Source organism: Streptomyces sp. V3I8, from assembly GCF_030817535.1.
Classification (GTDB): domain Bacteria; phylum Actinomycetota; class Actinomycetes; order Streptomycetales; family Streptomycetaceae; genus Streptomyces.
This window is the reverse complement of sequence record NZ_JAUSZL010000002.1, coordinates 2,739,238-2,756,054: the sequence shown is the minus strand read 5'-3', so window position 1 is coordinate 2,756,054 and position 16,817 is coordinate 2,739,238. Positions and strand designations below refer to the sequence as shown.

Annotated in this window: 11 protein-coding genes and 1 pseudogene; 10 read left to right on the top strand and 2 right to left on the bottom strand. The window is 70.6% G+C overall.

All coding sequences use genetic code 11. From position 1 onward, the window contains the following. Nucleotides 1-199: 199 nt before the first annotated feature. The 4 genes and pseudogenes from QFZ75_RS11980 (at nt 200) to serA (ending at nt 5,630) form a co-directional block, all read left to right on the top strand. Nucleotides 200-2,051, top strand: a pseudogene (locus QFZ75_RS11980) (acetolactate synthase large subunit). A gap of 26 nt (nt 2,052-2,077) precedes the next feature. Next, on the top strand, nt 2,078-2,605 hold the full coding sequence (gene ilvN / locus QFZ75_RS11975; protein ID WP_307536318.1) for an acetolactate synthase small subunit: 528 nt from the start codon (nt 2,078-2,080) through the stop codon (nt 2,603-2,605). A gap of 151 nt (nt 2,606-2,756) precedes the next feature. Next, complete coding sequence (ilvC, locus tag QFZ75_RS11970; RefSeq protein WP_307536316.1) at nt 2,757-3,755, top strand: ketol-acid reductoisomerase; 999 nt, start codon at nt 2,757-2,759, stop codon at nt 3,753-3,755. A gap of 285 nt (nt 3,756-4,040) precedes the next feature. After that, the gene (gene serA / locus QFZ75_RS11965) at nt 4,041-5,630 is read left to right on the top strand and encodes a phosphoglycerate dehydrogenase (RefSeq protein ID WP_307536314.1); all 1,590 of its coding nucleotides are present in this window, start codon (nt 4,041-4,043) and stop codon (nt 5,628-5,630) included. Between the two features lie 254 nt (nt 5,631-5,884). Here the strand turns inward: serA and QFZ75_RS11960 are convergent, their stop codons facing one another. Then, nucleotides 5,885-7,045: a CdaR family transcriptional regulator gene (locus QFZ75_RS11960; protein WP_307536313.1), complete on the bottom strand. Its 1,161-nt coding sequence runs from the start codon at nt 7,043-7,045 to the stop codon at nt 5,885-5,887. A 148-nt stretch (nt 7,046-7,193) separates the two neighbouring features. Here QFZ75_RS11960 and QFZ75_RS11955 point away from each other — a divergent pair, with 148 nt between their 5' ends. The 3 genes from QFZ75_RS11955 (at nt 7,194) to QFZ75_RS11945 (ending at nt 10,448) form a co-directional block, all read left to right on the top strand. Continuing rightward, nucleotides 7,194-8,120 (top strand): proline dehydrogenase family protein, encoded by a 927-nt coding sequence (locus QFZ75_RS11955; RefSeq protein ID WP_307536311.1) that lies wholly within the window; start codon nt 7,194-7,196, stop codon nt 8,118-8,120. Nucleotides 8,121-8,224: 104 nt separating this feature from the next. Beyond that, a complete protein-coding gene (gene pruA, locus QFZ75_RS11950) occupies nt 8,225-9,856 on the top strand; it encodes an L-glutamate gamma-semialdehyde dehydrogenase (RefSeq protein ID WP_307536309.1) in 1,632 nt (543 codons plus the stop codon). A 463-nt stretch (nt 9,857-10,319) separates the two neighbouring features. Continuing rightward, nucleotides 10,320-10,448, top strand: a complete 129-nt coding sequence (locus QFZ75_RS11945; protein ID WP_269252186.1) for a hypothetical protein — start codon at nt 10,320-10,322, stop codon at nt 10,446-10,448. Nucleotides 10,449-10,512: 64 nt separating this feature from the next. Here the strand turns inward: QFZ75_RS11945 and QFZ75_RS11940 are convergent, their stop codons facing one another. Then, nucleotides 10,513-12,123, bottom strand: coding sequence for a metallophosphoesterase family protein (locus QFZ75_RS11940; protein WP_307536306.1), 1,611 nt, complete (start codon nt 12,121-12,123; stop codon nt 10,513-10,515). Nucleotides 12,124-12,276: 153 nt separating this feature from the next. Here QFZ75_RS11940 and QFZ75_RS11935 point away from each other — a divergent pair, with 153 nt between their 5' ends. The 3 genes from QFZ75_RS11935 (at nt 12,277) to cimA (ending at nt 16,761) form a co-directional block, all read left to right on the top strand. Next, nucleotides 12,277-13,317, top strand: a complete 1,041-nt coding sequence (locus QFZ75_RS11935; protein ID WP_307536303.1) for a 3-isopropylmalate dehydrogenase — start codon at nt 12,277-12,279, stop codon at nt 13,315-13,317. 273 nt (nt 13,318-13,590) lie between these two features. Then, nucleotides 13,591-14,679, top strand: coding sequence for a branched-chain amino acid aminotransferase (locus tag QFZ75_RS11930; protein ID WP_307536302.1), 1,089 nt, complete (start codon nt 13,591-13,593; stop codon nt 14,677-14,679). Nucleotides 14,680-15,156: 477 nt separating this feature from the next. Beyond that, on the top strand, nt 15,157-16,761 hold the full coding sequence (gene cimA, locus QFZ75_RS11925) for a citramalate synthase (protein ID WP_307536300.1): 1,605 nt from the start codon (nt 15,157-15,159) through the stop codon (nt 16,759-16,761). Nucleotides 16,762-16,817 lie beyond the last annotated feature (56 nt).

Genomic DNA, 16,817 nt, shown 5'->3' with positions numbered 1-16,817 from the left:
TTCTCGTACTTGGAAAGCGCGTCGGCTGAGCTGGGAAGCACCGGATCGATGAACCGGAACTCCCAGTGACCGCACCCGACGCGCTCCCCTCGCCTGCCTTTCGGCACGAGGGGTTTTTTGTTGCACGAGTGACTGTCGCCCAGTAACCGCACACCGCACAAAACTCGCAAAAACCCTCAGCATCGAGAAGAGAATGCCGATGACCGAGCAGGCCACCGGGGCCCACCACCCGCAGCCGCGGCCCCGTTCCGGAGGACAGCAGTCCGCCCCCGAGCAGGTGACGGGAGCGCAGTCCCTCGTCCGCTCCCTTGAGGAGGTCGGGGCCGAGACGGTATTCGGCATTCCCGGCGGCACCATCCTTCCGGCGTACGACCCGCTGATGGACTCCACGCGGGTGCGGCACGTGCTGGTCCGCCACGAGCAGGGCGCGGGTCACGCGGCCACCGGGTACGCGCAGGCCACCGGCAAGGTCGGGGTGTGCATGGCGACGTCCGGGCCGGGCGCCACCAACCTGGTCACCCCGATCGCGGACGCCCACATGGACTCCGTGCCGCTGGTCGCCATCACCGGGCAGGTCGTCTCCCAGGCGATCGGTACGGACGCCTTCCAGGAGGCGGACATCGTCGGCATCACCATGCCGATCACCAAGCACAGCTTCCTGGTCACCAGGGCGGAGGACATCCCCCAGGCGATCGCGCAGGCGTTCCACATCGCCTCCAGCGGCCGCCCGGGACCGGTCCTGGTCGACATCCCCAAGGACATCCTCCAGGCCAGGACCACCTTCTCCTGGCCGCCGGTCATGGACCTGCCCGGCTACCGCCCGGTGACCAAGCCGCACGCCAAGCAGATCCGCGAGGCGGCCCGGCTGATCACCCAGGCGAAGCGGCCCGTCCTCTACGTCGGCGGCGGCGTCATCAAGGCCGGCGCCACCGCCGAGCTGAAGGTCCTCGCGGAACTCACCGGAGCGCCCGTCACCACCACCCTGATGGCGCTCGGCGCATTCCCCGACAGCCACCCGCTGCACGTGGGGATGCCGGGCATGCACGGTGCGGTCACCGCCGTCACCGCGCTGCAGAAGGCCGACCTGATCGTCGCCCTCGGAGCCCGCTTCGACGACCGCGTCACCGGCAAGCTGGACAGCTTCGCCCCGCACGCGAAGATCGTCCACGCCGACATCGACCCGGCCGAGATCGGCAAGAACCGCGCCGCCGACGTGCCGATCGTCGGAGACGCCCGCGAGGTCGTCGCCGACCTGGTCCAGGCCGTGCAGAAGGAGCACAACGAGGGGCACGTCGGCGACTACACCGCCTGGTGGAAGGACCTCGACCGCTGGCGCGAGACGTACCCGCTGGGCTACGAGCAGCCCGCGAACGGCTCGCTCGCGCCGCAGCAGGTCATCGAGCGCATCGGACAGCTCGCGCCCGAGGGCACGATCTTCGCCGCGGGCGTCGGCCAGCACCAGATGTGGTCCGCGCACTACATCCGGTACGAGCAGCCGGCGACCTGGCTCAACTCCGGCGGCGCCGGGACGATGGGCTACGCGGTGCCCGCCGCGATGGGCGCCAAGGCCCGGCGCACCGGACCGCACGGTCTGGGCGATCGACGGCGACGGCTGTTTCCAGATGACCAACCAGGAACTCACCACCTGCGCCCTGAACAACATCCCGATCAAGGTCGCCATCATCAACAACGGCGCCCTCGGGATGGTCCGCCAGTGGCAGACCCTCTTCTACAACCAGCGCTACTCCAACACCGTGCTGCACAGCGGCCCGGACGCGGACGGCAAGCAGCCGAGCGCCGGCACCCGCGTCCCCGACTTCGTGAAGCTGTCCGAGGCCATGGGCTGCTACGCGATCCGCTGCGAGTCGCCCGACGACCTCGACAAGGTCATCGAAGAGGCGAACTCGGTCAACGACCGTCCCGTCGTGATCGACTTCATCGTCCACGAGGACGCCATGGTGTGGCCGATGGTCGCCGCCGGCACCTCGAACGACGAGATCCTGGCCGCCCGGGACGTCCGCCCCGACTTCGGCGACAACGAAGACGACTGAGAGCCGTAGGTAAAGGAAGCAGACCCATGTCCAAGCACACGCTCTCCGTCCTGGTGGAGAACAAGCCCGGTGTCCTCGCCCGGATCACCGCCCTGTTCTCCCGCCGCGGCTTCAACATCGACTCGCTGGCGGTCGGTGTCACCGAGCACCCCGACATCTCCCGCATCACCATCGTGGTCAACGTGATCGACACACTGCCGCTCGAACAGGTCACGAAGCAGCTCAACAAGCTCGTCAACGTCCTGAAGATCGTCGAACTGGAAGCCGGCGCGGCCGTCCAGCGCGAACTCGTCCTGGTGAAGGTGCGCGCCGACAACGAGACGCGCTCCCAGATCGTCGAGATCGTCCAGCTGTTCCGCGCCAAGACCGTCGACGTCTCCCCGGAGGCCGTCACCGTCGAGGCCACCGGCGGCAGCGACAAGCTGGAGGCCATGCTCAAGATGCTGGAGCCGTTCGGCATCAAGGAGCTCGTCCAGTCCGGCACGATCGCCATCGGCCGCGGCTCCCGCTCGATCACCGACCGGTCGCTGCGCGCGCTGGACCGGTCCGCGTAAGACCCGACAGAGCCGCGCACGACCTGCACGCATGACCGGAAACGGGCGGCCGGCCGCCGTCGGCCGCCCGCATTCCGAGACCCCGGAACCTCCCCCCACCCCACCGGCATACGGTGGGGAGCAATACCGCACACCAAGGAGAGAACCCAAAGTGGCCGAGCTGTTCTACGACGCTGACGCCGACCTTTCCATCATCCAGGGCCGCAAGGTCGCGGTCATCGGTTACGGCAGCCAGGGCCACGCCCACGCGCTGTCGCTCCGTGACTCGGGTGTCGACGTCCGGGTCGGTCTGCACGAGGGCTCCAAGTCCAAGGCGAAGGCCGAGGAGCAGGGCCTGCGCGTGGTGACCCCCTCGGAGGCCGCCGCCGAGGCCGACGTCATCATGATCCTCGTCCCGGACCCGATCCAGGGCCAGGTCTACGAGGAGTCCATCAAGGACAACCTGAAGGACGGCGACGCGCTGTTCTTCGGCCACGGTCTGAACATCCGCTTCGGCTTCATCAAGCCCCCGGCCGGCGTCGACGTCTGCATGGTCGCCCCCAAGGGCCCGGGCCACCTGGTGCGCCGCCAGTACGAGGAGGGCCGCGGCGTCCCGTGTATCGCGGCCGTCGAGCAGGACGCGACCGGCAACGGCTTCGCGCTCGCCCTCTCGTACGCCAAGGGCATCGGCGGCACCCGCGCCGGCGTCATCAAGACGACCTTCACCGAGGAGACCGAGACCGACCTGTTCGGTGAGCAGGCCGTCCTCTGCGGTGGTACGGCCGCGCTGGTCAAGGCGGGCTTCGAGACGCTGACCGAGGCCGGCTACCAGCCGGAGATCGCGTACTTCGAGTGCCTGCACGAGCTGAAGCTCATCGTCGACCTCATGTACGAGGGCGGCCTGGAGAAGATGCGCTGGTCCATCTCCGAGACCGCCGAGTGGGGCGACTACGTCACCGGCCCGCGGATCATCACGGACGCCACCAAGGCCGAGATGAAGAAGATCCTCGCCGAGATCCAGGACGGCACCTTCGCGCAGGCCTGGATGGACGAGTACCACGGCGGTCTGAAGAAGTACAACGAGTACAAGACCCAGGACGAGAACCACCTCCTGGAGACCACGGGCAAGGAGCTGCGCAAGCTCATGTCGTGGGTCAACGACGACGAGTGATTCCACCGGTCCGGCCGTGGCACCGGGGCGCCGCCCCGGTGCCACGGCCGTGCCCGGCTGCGTACCGAACAGCCGGAACGGCTGATACAGGCGTGCTGGATCGTGCGCGCTGATGTGCACGTGCGGGTGATCCTTCTGCGGAGGCGCGTGAACACGGCGCGCCACCACTAGACTGCTCCACTACATACGCGTCGGGCCCACAGCGTCGTGCGTCTAACACGCGGCAACCCTCCACCGCCTGCGGCCGTCGGGACGGCCGTCCGCAATGGACTTGTGAGGACTCACGTGAGCTCGAAACCTGTCGTACTCATCGCTGAAGAACTGTCGCCCGCAACCGTCGACGCCCTGGGCCCGGACTTCGAGATCCGGCACTGCAACGGCGGGGACCGCGCCGAGCTGCTGCCCGCGATCGCCGACGTGGACGCGATCCTGATCCGTTCGGCCACGAAGGTCGACGCGGAGGCCGTCGCCGCCGCGAAGAAGCTGAAGGTCGTCGCACGAGCCGGCGTCGGCCTGGACAATGTCGACGTCTCCGCCGCCACCAAGGCCGGCGTGATGGTCGTCAACGCGCCGACGTCGAACATCGTGACCGCGGCCGAGCTGGCCTGTGGCCTGCTGCTCGCCACCGCGCGCCACATCCCGCAGGCCAACACCGCCCTGAAGAACGGCGAGTGGAAGCGCAGCAAGTACACGGGTGTCGAGCTGGCGGAGAAGACCCTCGGTGTCGTGGGCCTGGGCCGCATCGGCGCGCTCGTCGCCCAGCGCATGTCGGCCTTCGGCATGAAGGTCGTCGCCTACGACCCCTACGTACAGCCCGCGCGAGCCGCGCAGATGGGCGTCAAGGTCCTCTCGCTGGACGAGCTGCTGGAGGTCTCCGACTTCATCACCGTGCACCTGCCGAAGACGCCGGAGACCCTCGGTCTCATCGGCGACGAGGCACTGCACAAGGTCAAGCCGTCGGTGCGGATCGTCAACGCCGCGCGCGGCGGGATCGTCGACGAGGCCGCGCTGTACTCGGCGCTCAAGGAGGGCCGGGTCGCCGGCGCCGGCCTCGACGTCTACGCGAAGGAGCCCTGCACGGACTCCCCGCTCTTCGAGCTCGACCAGGTCGTCTGCACCCCGCACCTCGGCGCCTCCACGGACGAGGCGCAGGAGAAGGCCGGCATCTCCGTCGCCCGCTCGGTGCGCCTCGCGCTCGCCGGTGAGCTGGTCCCGGACGCGGTGAACGTCCAGGGCGGCGTCATCGCCGAGGACGTCAAGCCGGGGCTGCCGCTCGCCGAGAAGCTCGGCCGCATCTTCACCGCGCTCGCGGGCGAGGTCGCGGTCCGCCTCGACGTCGAGGTGTACGGCGAGATCACCCAGCACGACGTCAAGGTGCTGGAGCTGTCCGCCCTCAAGGGTGTCTTCGAGGACGTCGTCGACGAGACGGTGAGTTACGTCAACGCCCCGCTGTTCGCGCAGGAGCGCGGCGTCGAGGTACGGCTGACCACGAGCTCGGAGTCCGCGGACCACCGCAACGTGGTCATCGTGCGCGGCACGCTCAGCGACGGCCAGGAGGTCTCGGTCTCCGGCACGCTCGCCGGTCCCAAGCACCACCAGAAGATCGTGGCCGTCGGCGCGTACGACGTGGACCTGGCGCTCGCCGACCACATGGTCGTCCTCAACTACACCGACCGCCCCGGCGTCGTCGGCACCCTCGGCCGGATCCTCGGCGAGGCCGGCATCAACATCGCCGGTATGCAGGTCGCCCGTGCGGACGTCGGGGGCGAGGCGCTCGCCGTCCTCACCGTGGACGACACGGTTCCGCAGCCGGTCCTGACGGAGCTGGCGGAGGAGATCGGCGCGACGCAGGCCCGGTCGGTCAACCTGGTCTGAGGCCGCCCGACCCGTTCGGGGGCTGCCGCCCCCGAACCCCCCGCCCGGTGCCCGTCCGCGGCCCGGCGGTGCCGGTCGCGCAGTTTCCCGCGCCCCTGAAAACTGCGCTTCCCCGCGTCCCTGTCGGCAGGGGCGCGGGGGCGACAGGGGGCTGTCTCGGTTCCGCGGATCACCGGACCGGTGCCGGGCGGGCCGCGCCCCGCAGGCCACGAACACCCCGGGAACGACTCACCCCATGACCGGCGCAGCCGGTCTCACAGGCGCCGCGCCTTGAGCGCCATGTGCAGCAGCAGCCTGTCCTCGCCGTCGTCCAGGTCCAGGCCCGTCAGCCCCTCCACGCGCGACAGCCGGTAGTACAGGGTTTGGCGGTGGATGCCCAGGGCCGCCGCCGTGCGCGTCGCCTGGCCGGCGCAGTCGAGGTACGTCTCGGCCGTGCGGGCCAGTTCCTGGTGGGTGGCGGAGAGCAGGGGGGCGACCGCCGGATCATGGGTCGCGTCCGGGGGGAGCGCCGTCAGGAGGCGGTACGGGCCGATCGACCGCCATGCCGCGATCGGGCCGAGCCTGGGGTCCGCTCCCACCGCCCGCGCCGCCGCCGACGCCTCCCGCCAGGCCGTTCCCAGCTCCGCGAGACCGCCGCGCGCCGTCGCGACGCCCGCCCCGCCCCGCTCACCCGCCCGCTCCAGCAGCCGGCCCGCCGCTGTCGTCGCCGGCGCCAGGGCGTCGGGCGCGCGCAGGCGGAGCAGCACCGCCAGGGACCGGGCCGACGCCCCCTGCGGCATCGTGCACAGGGCCGCCGCGCCCTGCACCGTCCGTACCGAGGGCGCCTCGGGCGACGGCCAGGGGGCCACGCAGATCAGGGTGTGGGGTGCGTCCGCCCGCGGGCCGAGCGCCGTCCGTAGTTCCGCGATCGCCGTGTCCCGCTGCCAGTCGCGGTCCGCCGTGAGGACGGCCCGGAGCTCCCGGGTCAGGTCCGCGCCGTGCTGTGCCTCGTCCGCCAGCAGCGCGCCGATCCGCGCCGTCACCTCCATGGCCGTGGCCAGCCGGGCGTCCGACGGGCCCGGGTCGTCGTCCAGGAGCCAGACGTAGCCGAGGACCACGCCCCGGTGCCGTACCGGCAGGCAGATCCGGCCCCGGTAGACCCCGGCCTCCGGGGTGGGCGGGATGCGCACCGGCCCCGTCGCCCGCGTGATGCCGAAGCCCTCGAACCACTCCCGGACCGCCGTCGTCGAGCGCCGGGTCAGGATCGAGCGCGTGCGCACGGGGTCCAGCGCCGACGCGTCGAGGTCGCCCTCACTGTCGTACGCGCCGAACACGATCAGTTCGAAATCCCGGTTCTCCAGGGTCGCGGGCGCGCCGAGCAGCTCCGAGACCTCGTCGACGAGGTCCTGGTAGTCACCTTCGTATGCGGCCGTCACCTGGGCATTGTCCCCCGGTTCCGCCCGCCCTCATACATCTGTCTGAGAACTGCGGTGGGATGCGTGACAGCTGTCGATGGTTCACGCTCGGGAGGATCCCTAGGTTTCACGGTGGTTCTCCGTTCACCGGCTTCTGTGGAGGTGCCCCGTGCTGGGTCCCGTGATTCTCGCCGCCTCGCGCAGCGACCGGATGCGTCGTCTCGTCTCGGCGGCCCCGGTGACCAGGCCGGTCGTCGACCGCTTCATCCCCGGGGAGAGCGTCGACCAGATCGTGCCGATCGTCCAGGACCTCACGGACCAGGGCCTGGAACTGACCATGGACGTGGTCGGCGAGGACATCACCACCCCCGAGCAGGCCGCCGCCGCCCGTGACGCCTACCTGGAGCTGGTCGGCCGCCTCGCGGAGCTGGAGCTCGGGACGCGCGCCGAGATGTCGGTGAAGCTGTCCATGTTCGGGCAGGCCCTGGCGGGCGGGCACGAACTGGCGCTGGCCAACGTCCGGCCCGTCGTCGAGGCCGCCGCGGCCATCGGCACGACGGTCACGCTCGACGCCGAGGACCACACCACCCTCGACTCGATGTTCGCCATCCACGAGGAGCTCCGCAAGGACTTCCCGGAGACCGGCTGCGTCATCCAGGCCTACCTCTTCCGCACCGAGGCCGACGCCCGCCGCCTCGCCGCGAACGGCAGCCGCGTACGGCTCGTGAAGGGCGCCTACAAGGAGCCCGCCGAGGTCGCGTACCAGCAGAAGCCGGAGATCGACAAGGCGTACGTCCGGGTCCTGCGCACCCTGATGGAGGGCGACGGGTACCCGATGGTCGGATCGCACGACCCGCGGCTGATCTCCATCGCGCAGGAGCTCGCACGGCGCGCCGGGCGCAAGGTGGACGAGTACGAGTTCCAGATGCTGTACGGGATCCGCAGCGACGAGCACCTGCGGCTCGCCGCCGAGGGTCACCGCATGAGGGTCTACACCGCCTACGGCACCGACTGGTACGGCTACTTCATGCGCCGCCTCGCGGAGAAGCCGGCCAACCTGCTGTTCTTCGCCCGCTCGGTCCTCACCAGGAACTGAGCGGGACCGGGAAGGAACGCGAGACACCGAGAAGGACCGGCACCCCGGCCGTCGACACGGGTGCGGGTCCGGCGACACCCGCTCACTAAGGAGTTACGGAACCCATGGACGCTGTGACCCAGGTCCCCACCCCCGTCAACGAGCCGGTGCACGGCTATGCCCCCGGCTCGGCCGAGCGCGCCCGCCTGGAGGCGAAGCTCAAGGAGCTCGCCGAGAACCCGATCGACCTGCCGATGACCATCGGCGGCGAGAAGCGCATGGGCGGCGGCGAGCCGTTCCAGGTGGTGCAGCCGCACAACCACAAGGCCGTCATCGGCACCCTGCGCAACGCCACCGCCCAGGACGCCCAGGACGCGGTCGACGCGGCCCTCGCCGCCGCGCCCGCCTGGCGCGCGATGTCCTTCGACGACCGCGCCGCGATCATCCTGCGCGCCGCCGAGCTGCTGTCCGGACCGTGGCGCGAGACCCTCGCCGCCTCCACCATGCTGGGCCAGTCCAAGACCGCCCAGCAGGCCGAGATCGACTGTCCCTGCGAGCTCGTGGACTTCTGGCGCTTCAACGTGAAGTACGCCCGTGACCTGCTCGCCGAGCAGCCGCCGGCGAACTCGCCCGGCGTCTGGAACCGCCTCGACCACCGCCCGCTCGAGGGCTTCGTCTACGCGATCACGCCGTTCAACTTCACGGCCATCGCGGGCAACCTGCCCACGGCCCCCGCCCTCATGGGCAACGTCGTCGTGTGGAAGCCGTCCCCGACGCAGACCCACGCCGCCGTGCTGCTCATGCAGCTCCTGGAGGAGGCCGGTCTGCCCAAGGGCGTCATCAACCTCGTCACCGGCGACGGCATCGAGGTCTCGAAGGTCGCCCTCGAACACCGCGACCTCGCCGGCGTCCACTTCACCGGCTCGACCAAGACCTTCCAGTACCTGTGGAAGACGGTCGGCAACAACATCGAGAAGTACCGCACCTACCCGCGCATGGTCGGCGAGACCGGCGGCAAGGACTTCGTCGTCGCGCACCCGAGCGCCGACCGCGCCATCCTGAAGACCGCCCTGACCCGCGGCTCCTTCGAGTACCAGGGCCAGAAGTGCAGCGCCTCCTCGCGCGCGTACGTCCCGGCCTCCATCTGGAACTCCGGCTTCAAGGAGGAGTTCGCGGCCGAGGTCGACGGCATCACCATGGGTGACGTCACCGACCTGTCGAACTTCATCGGCGCCGTCATCGACGAGCGGTCCTTCGCCAAGAACAAGGCCGCGATCGACCGGGCCGCCGCGGACCCGAGCTGCACGATCGTCGCGGGCGGCACGTACGACGACTCGGTGGGCTGGTTCGTGCGCCCGACCGTCGTGGAGTGCTCCGACCCCGCCAACGAGGTCTTCACGACCGAGTACTTCGGACCGTTCCTCGCCGTGCACGTCTACGAGGACGAGAAGTACGACGAGATGCTGGCCCAGATGGAGTCGGTGTCGGACTACGCCCTCACCGGCTCGGTCATCGCCGGTGACCGCGCCGCCGCCGCGTACACGATGGACAAGCTGCGCTACGCCGCGGGCAACTTCTACATCAACGACAAGTCGACCGGTGCCGTCGTCGGGCAGCAGCCCTTCGGTGGCGGCCGCGCGTCGGGTACGAACGACAAGGCTGGCGCCCCGCAGAACCTGATGCGCTGGACGCTGACCCGCGCCATCAAGGAGACGCTGGTCCCGCCGACCGACTACCCGTACCCGCACATGGGCTGAGACCCCTCCGCCCCTCCCCGAACGGGGACGCCCCCGCACCCGGGCCGGCGTCCCACCGAACCGCCCCCGCCCCGGAAGCATCCCCTCCGGGCCGGGGGCGGCGTGCGTGGGCCTGCGGCGGTTGTGCGTTCCTTCGTCCGCGGGCCGGCTGCGGCCGGGCGCGCGGTTCCCCGCGCCCCTGAGTGGTACGGGTCACCGTCCTCATGGAAAGACCAGGTCAGGAGAGTGCGAGCCAATCCGCCGTCTCAGATAGTAGGAAGTCCGACTAACCATGGAGACAGACGCGCGCTCCTCGCCTAGCGTGGAAGCAGCCGAACGTCTCGCTCGACCCAGCGAATGGCGGTCGTGAGCCGGAGCCCCTGGCAGGCAACCCCTGCGGCGCCGCTCCCCGCCCCATCCGGCGTCTCGTAATCCCTCATCGCATGTCCGGCGTCCGCCGCCGGAGGCAAGGAGTCGATTCATCATGGCCGAGACGACCGTCCGCCGAGTCCGCCACGTCTCCCGTACCAGCGAGTCCGACCGCAAGAACGCCGCCGCCGCGCTCCAGCGCGCCCTCGACCGCCGGGACAACGGCGGCTCGACGGGCCACTGAGCCCCGCCGTCGCCGACCGGACACACGAGCCGGGAGCCGCGCCCGCGCGGTGCGGCGCGGGGCCTCACGCCCCGCGCCGCACCTCGAAGTGGTCGATGCGCCTGCCGCTCTCCGCGAGCGCCGACACCTTGAGCCGGGGGGTCGCGCCCGCCTGCGCCTCCACGGAGAGGAAGGAGTAGCCGGTGTACCGCACCCGCGACCACTCCACGGTGTCGGGGTTCTGGTCCTTCGACCGGGTCCAGTGGTAGGTCTCCACGGACTCGCGGTCGGCGACCTTCCCCTCGTGGCTGTCCTCCACCCCTGAGGGGAAGCCGTACAGGCTCTTGCCCGCCCCGCCGGCGGTGACGTACACGATCCCGTCCCGCGTCGGATCGGTCGACGCGCCGACCGGCACGGGCCTGCCCACACCGCCGTTCCTGATGGCGTCCGTCCGCTCGTACACGTGGTTGTGGCCGTTGATCACCAGGTCCACCTGGTGCTTGGTGAACAGCGGCAGCCACGCGTCGCGTACGCCTCCGTCCGAGGCGTGGGTCGACGTCGAGTAGGCGCAGTGGTGGAAGAAGACCACGACGAAGTCGACCTGCCCGCGCAGTTCCCCGAGCCGCCTGTCGAGCCAGGCCGTCTGCCGGCCGCCCGAGTAGCCCTCGTTGGCGGGGATCTCGTACGACACGTCGTTCGCGTCCAGCGCCACGATCCCGACGTTGCCGTACGTGAAGGAGTAGACGCCCGGGGCGTTCTTCGCGTCGAAGCCGTTGTCCGGCAGCGTGAAGCGCGCCGACTGGCCGCCGTAGCCGTTCGGCGAGTACCAGGCCTCCATGTCGTGGTTGCCGGTCGTCACCATCCACGGGACCGTCCTCGCCACGGTCTCCGTCTGCTTGAGGAACAGGTCCCAGGCGGTCGGGTCGTAGATGTCGGACCGCTTGCCGTGGCCCGTCACGTCCGCGTAGCAGATGTCGCCCGCGTGCAGGTGGAAGGCGGGTTCGCGGCCGAGGATCAGCTTGTCGTTGGCGAGCGCGTCGGGGGTGACGCCCTGGTCGCCGAAGGCGGTGAACACGAACGTCTGCGCGCGGGCGGGCGCCGTGGTGAACGACCCGACCGTGGCGCGCCGTTCCCGGGACGCCGGGTCGAACCCCTCGTGCCCGACGCCGTAGTAGTACGTCGTCCCGGGCTGCAGGCCGTCCAGCGCCGCGTGCAGGTAGAACTGGTCGAGGGCGAGCCGTACGCCCTGGAGCCCGGGCGTGTGCAGGTCGCGCACCTCGGCGTCGATCCTCCGGCTCAGCTCCCCGGGCCGCAGCCCCACCCGCACGTACGGCTTCCTGACCGCGAGCGGCACCTGCCAGGAGATCCGCATCTGGGTCTTCGGGTCGGCGCCGAAGGCGAGATGGCGGCCGAAGGGGGTGACGACCGCGCCGTCCACCCGTTCGGTGGGCGTGGAGCCGGCCGTCAGCGGCGAGGCGGAACGGGTCGCCGTGCCGGTGCCGGAACCGGAGCCCGAGCAGCCGGTCAGCAGGCCGCCGGCCACCGCGCCCGCGCTCACCAGGGCGCGGCGGCGGGAGAATTTCGTCCGCAGGTACTCGTACTGCTCCGCCATGCTCATCCGGCGGGCGAGCCGCGGCGGGATGCCGACGTCGGGAACGGGAGGTCCGGGGGGTGTCCCCGGGGGAGGTGCGCTCATGGTGGTGAACTTCCCATCACACACCGACATCAGCCAGGCGTCCGGGTGAACGGCAGCCGACGGATCGATGCGCGCGCCGGTGTCCGCCACCCGCCCTTGTCCGGATGACGGACACCCCATGTCATCCCGTGGGACGAGGGGTAGGGTGCCGACATGTCTCGCAGCATCGATCTCGCAGTGATCCCCGGTGACGGCATCGGCCAGGAAGTCGTGGCCCAAGGCCTCAAGGTCCTCCTCGCCGTCCTGCCGCAGGACGTGAAGCTGGAGACCAGGGAGTTCGACTTCGGCGCCCGTCGCTACCACGCGACCGGTGAGACCCTCACCGAGGCCGACCTGGACGCGCTGAAGCGGCACGACGCCATCCTGCTCGGCGCGATCGGCGACCCGTCGGTCCCGTCCGGTGTCCTGGAGCGCGGCTTCCTGCTCAAACTGCGTTTCGCCTTCGACCACCACGTCAACCTGCGTCCGTCGAAGCTGCTGCCGGGGGTCGCCACCCCGCTCGCCGGCCAGCCGGAGATCGACTTCGTCGTCGTCCGCGAGGGCACCGAGGGCCCGTACACCGGCAACGGCGGCACGATCCGCACGGGCACCCCGCACGAGGTCGCCACCGAGGTCTCCGTGAACACGGCCTTCGGTGTCGAGCGCGTCGTGCGCGACGCGTTCGCCCGTGCCCAGGCCCGCCCCCGCAAGAAGCTCACGCTGGTCCACAAGAACAACGTGCTGACCTTCGCGGGCCACCTGTGGACGAACGTCTTCAACAAGGTGGCCGAGGAGTTCCCCGAGGTCACCACGGACTACATCCACGTGGACGCCGCGACGATCTACCTCGTCACGGACCCCGCCCGCTTCGACGTCATCGTCACCGACAACCTCTTCGGCGACATCATCACCGACCTCGCCGCGGCCGTCTCCGGCGGCATCGGCGTCGCCGCCTCCGGCAACATCAACCCGAGCGGCGAGTTCCCGTCCATGTTCGAGCCGGTGCACGGCTCGGCCCCGGACATCGCGGGCCAGGGCAAGGCCGACCCCAGCGCCACCGTGCTGTCCGTCGCCCTCCTGCTGCGTCACCTCGGCTACGAGACCGAGGCCGCCCGCATCGAGGACGCCGTCTCCGCGGACCTCGCGGAGCGCGGCACCACGACCCGTACGACCGAGGAGATCGGCGACGCGCTCGCCGCCCGAGTATCCGGCTGACCCGCCGGTACCATCCCAGCCGCCGGGTCGCATCCGCACCCGGCGGCTTTTCGTATGCCCCGCCGGGTGTCACCATCGATCCCGGGCCGCATTCACACCCTTTCGCCCCTCGTGACCTTCATGGCACGGGTGGTGCCCCATTCGGCTCACCCCGCGCGATAATCGAACGCGGAGCCGCGGACGAGGGAATGCTCGGACGTCCTCGCACTGGCCACTGGCAGTACGGGCGTGAGCGCGGCCCGTCACACACAACCGGTGAAGGACAAACCACTCATGACGACGCCCACGATCGAGCTCAAGCCCTCGGCGACCCCGCTGTCCGCAGCGGAGCGCGAGGCGATCCTGGCCAGCCCAGGCTTCGGCCGCCACTTCACCGACCACATGGTGACGATCAAGTGGACGGAGGGCCGTGGCTGGCACGACGGACAGCTCACGCCGTACGGACCGCTCTCCCTCGACCCGGCGACCAACGTCCTGCACTACGCGCAGGAGATCTTCGAAGGGCTGAAGGCCTACCGGCAGCCCGACGGGTCGGTCGCCACGTTCCGCCCGGACCGCAACGCCCTGCGCTTCCAGTCCTCCGCCCGGCGCCTGGCCATGCCCGAGCTGCCCGTCGAGACCTTCATCGAGGCCTGCGACGTGCTGGTCCGGCAGGACCAGGCATGGGTGCCGGCGCACGGCGGCGAGGAGTCGCTCTACCTGCGCCCCTTCATGATCGCGACCGAGGTCGGCCTGGGGGTGCGGCCCGCGAACGAGTACCTCTTCATCGTGATCGCGTCTCCCGCCGGCGCCTACTTCCCCGGTGGTGTGAAGCCCGTCTCCATCTGGCTCTCCGAGGACCGGGTGCGCGCCGTCCCGGGCGGGGTGGGCGACGCCAAGACCGGCGGCAACTACGCCGCGTCCCTGCTCGCCCAGGCCGAGGCCGCGGCCAAGGGCTGCGACCAGGTCTGCTACCTCGACGCCGTCGAGCACAAGTGGGTCGAGGAGCTGGGCGGCATGAACCTGTACTTCGTGTACGGGGACAGGATCGTCACGCCCACCCTGAGCGGTTCCATCCTGGAGGGCGTCACCCGCGACTCGCTCCTCACGGTCGCCCGCGACCTCGGTTACGGCTCCGAGCAGGCCCGCATCTCCAGCGACCAGTGGAAGCGCGACGCGGAGAACGGCACCCTCACCGAGGTCTTCGCCTGCGGCACCGCGGCCGTCATCACCCCCGTCGGCACGGTGAAGAGCAACGCCGGCGAGTGGCGGCAGGGCGACGGCGGCCCCGGCGAGGTCACCCTGAAGCTCCGCGAGGCGCTCCTCGACATCCAGCGCGGTGTCGCCGAGGACAAGCACGCCTGGATGCACGACCTGGGCTGACCCGGCCCGCAGGGGCCCCGCGCCCCTCCCGGCCCCGCGCCCCTCAGGGGCGCGGGGAACTGCGCGAGCAACCCAGGACCGCCGACGCGGTACGAGCCGGCCTCGGCACCCCCGGGGCCACGGGGGACGGCCGGACCGGCCGAGCGGCCCGGCGTTCCCGCGGTGATCCACCGAGTGCTCGCATCCTGAGACGGACGGTGAGCGCGCAGGAGGTCTGTGCCAGACTGCCTGCGTGCTCTCGTCCGCCATGATTATTGGCAGCAGGCGCGCCGGTCCGCAGTGACCACCACGTACGACCAGGTACGGGTGGACACCGTCGTCTTCGACCCGCGCGCTAACCTCTCGCACCCGCGAGGGGTTTTTCGCTTTTCTGGCCCACCCCCAGCCGGAGGCGAGAGCGCGAGGGACCATACGAGGACGGTGGAACCGGTCATTCCGGTACCGACCGAGATCCAATCCTCAGGAGCCTTGAGACCCATGACCGAAACCAGCGAGCTCGACGATTCGTTCCACGTCTTCGACACCACCCTGCGCGACGGCGCGCAGCGTGAGGGCATCAACCTCACCGTCGCGGACAAGCTGGCCATCGCACGGCACCTGGACGACTTCGGCGTGGGCTTCATCGAGGGCGGATGGCCCGGTGCGAACCCGCGCGACACCGAGTTCTTCGCCCGCGCCCAGCAGGAGATCGACTTCAGGCACGCCCAGCTCGTCGCCTTCGGGGCCACCCGCCGGGCCGGCGGCAGGGCGAGCGAGGACCCGCAGGTCAAAGCGCTCGTCGCGTCCGGCGCGCCCGTCGTCACCCTCGTCGCCAAGTCCCACGACCGCCATGTCGAACTGGCCCTGCGCACGACCCTCGACGAGAACCTGGAGATGGTCCGCGACACCGTCTCCTACCTGGTCGCGCAGGGCCGCCGGGTCTTCGTCGACTGCGAGCACTTCTTCGACGGCTACCGCGCGAACCCGCAGTACGCGAAGGCCGTCGTCCGGGCCGCCGCGGAGGCCGGCGCCGACGTGGTCGTCCTGTGCGACACCAACGGCGGCATGCTGCCCGCGCAGGTCCAGGCCGTCGTCGCCACCGTCCTCGCCGACACCGGGGCACGCCTGGGCATCCACGCGCAGGACGACACCGGCTGCGCCGTCGCCAACACCCTCGCCGCCGTCGACGCGGGCGCGACCCACGTCCAGTGCACGGCGAACGGCTACGGCGAGCGCGTCGGCAACTCCAACCTGTTCCCCGTCGTCGCCGCCCTGGAGCTCAAGTACGGCAAGAAGGTCCTGCCCGACGGTGCGCTGTCCGAGATGACCCGCATCTCGCACGCCATCGCCGAGGTCGTGAACCTCACCCCGTCCACGCACCAGCCGTACGTCGGTGTCTCGGCCTTCGCCCACAAGGCGGGCCTGCACGCCTCGGCCATCAAGGTCGACCCGGACCTGTACCAGCACATCGACCCCGAGCAGGTCGGCAACACGATGCGGATGCTCGTCTCCGACATGGCGGGCCGCGCCTCCATCGAGCTCAAGGGCAAGGAGCTCGGCGTCGACCTGGGCGGCGACCGCGAGCTGATCGGCCGGGTCGTGGACCGGGTCAAGGAGCGCGAGCTCAGGGGCTACACGTACGAGGCCGCGGACGCCTCCTTCGAGCTGCTGCTGCGGGCGGAGGCCGAGGGGAGGGCCCGCAAGTACTTCGAGGTCGAGTCCTGGCGGGCCATCGTCGAGGACCGGCCCGACGGGAGCCACGCGAACGAGGCCACGGTCAAACTCTTCGCCAAGGGAGAGCGGATCGTCGCCACGGCGGAGGGCAACGGCCCGGTCAACGCGCTCGACCGGGCCCTGCGGGTGGCCCTGGAGAAGCTGTACCCGCAGCTCGCCAAGCTGGGGCTGGTCGACTACAAGGTCCGCATCCTGGAGGGCAAGCACGGGACGCAGTCCACGACGCGGGTGCTCATCTCGACGTCGGACGGGGCGGGGGAGTGGTCGACGGTCGGCGTCGCCGAGAACGTCATCGCGGCGTCGTGGCAGGCGCTGGAGGACGCGTACACGTACGGCCTGCTGCGGGCGGGCGTCGAACCGGCCGCGTAGCCCGCGAGCGCCGGACGGGCCGGGAACTCGGCCCGTCCGGCGCTCGGGGACCGGGG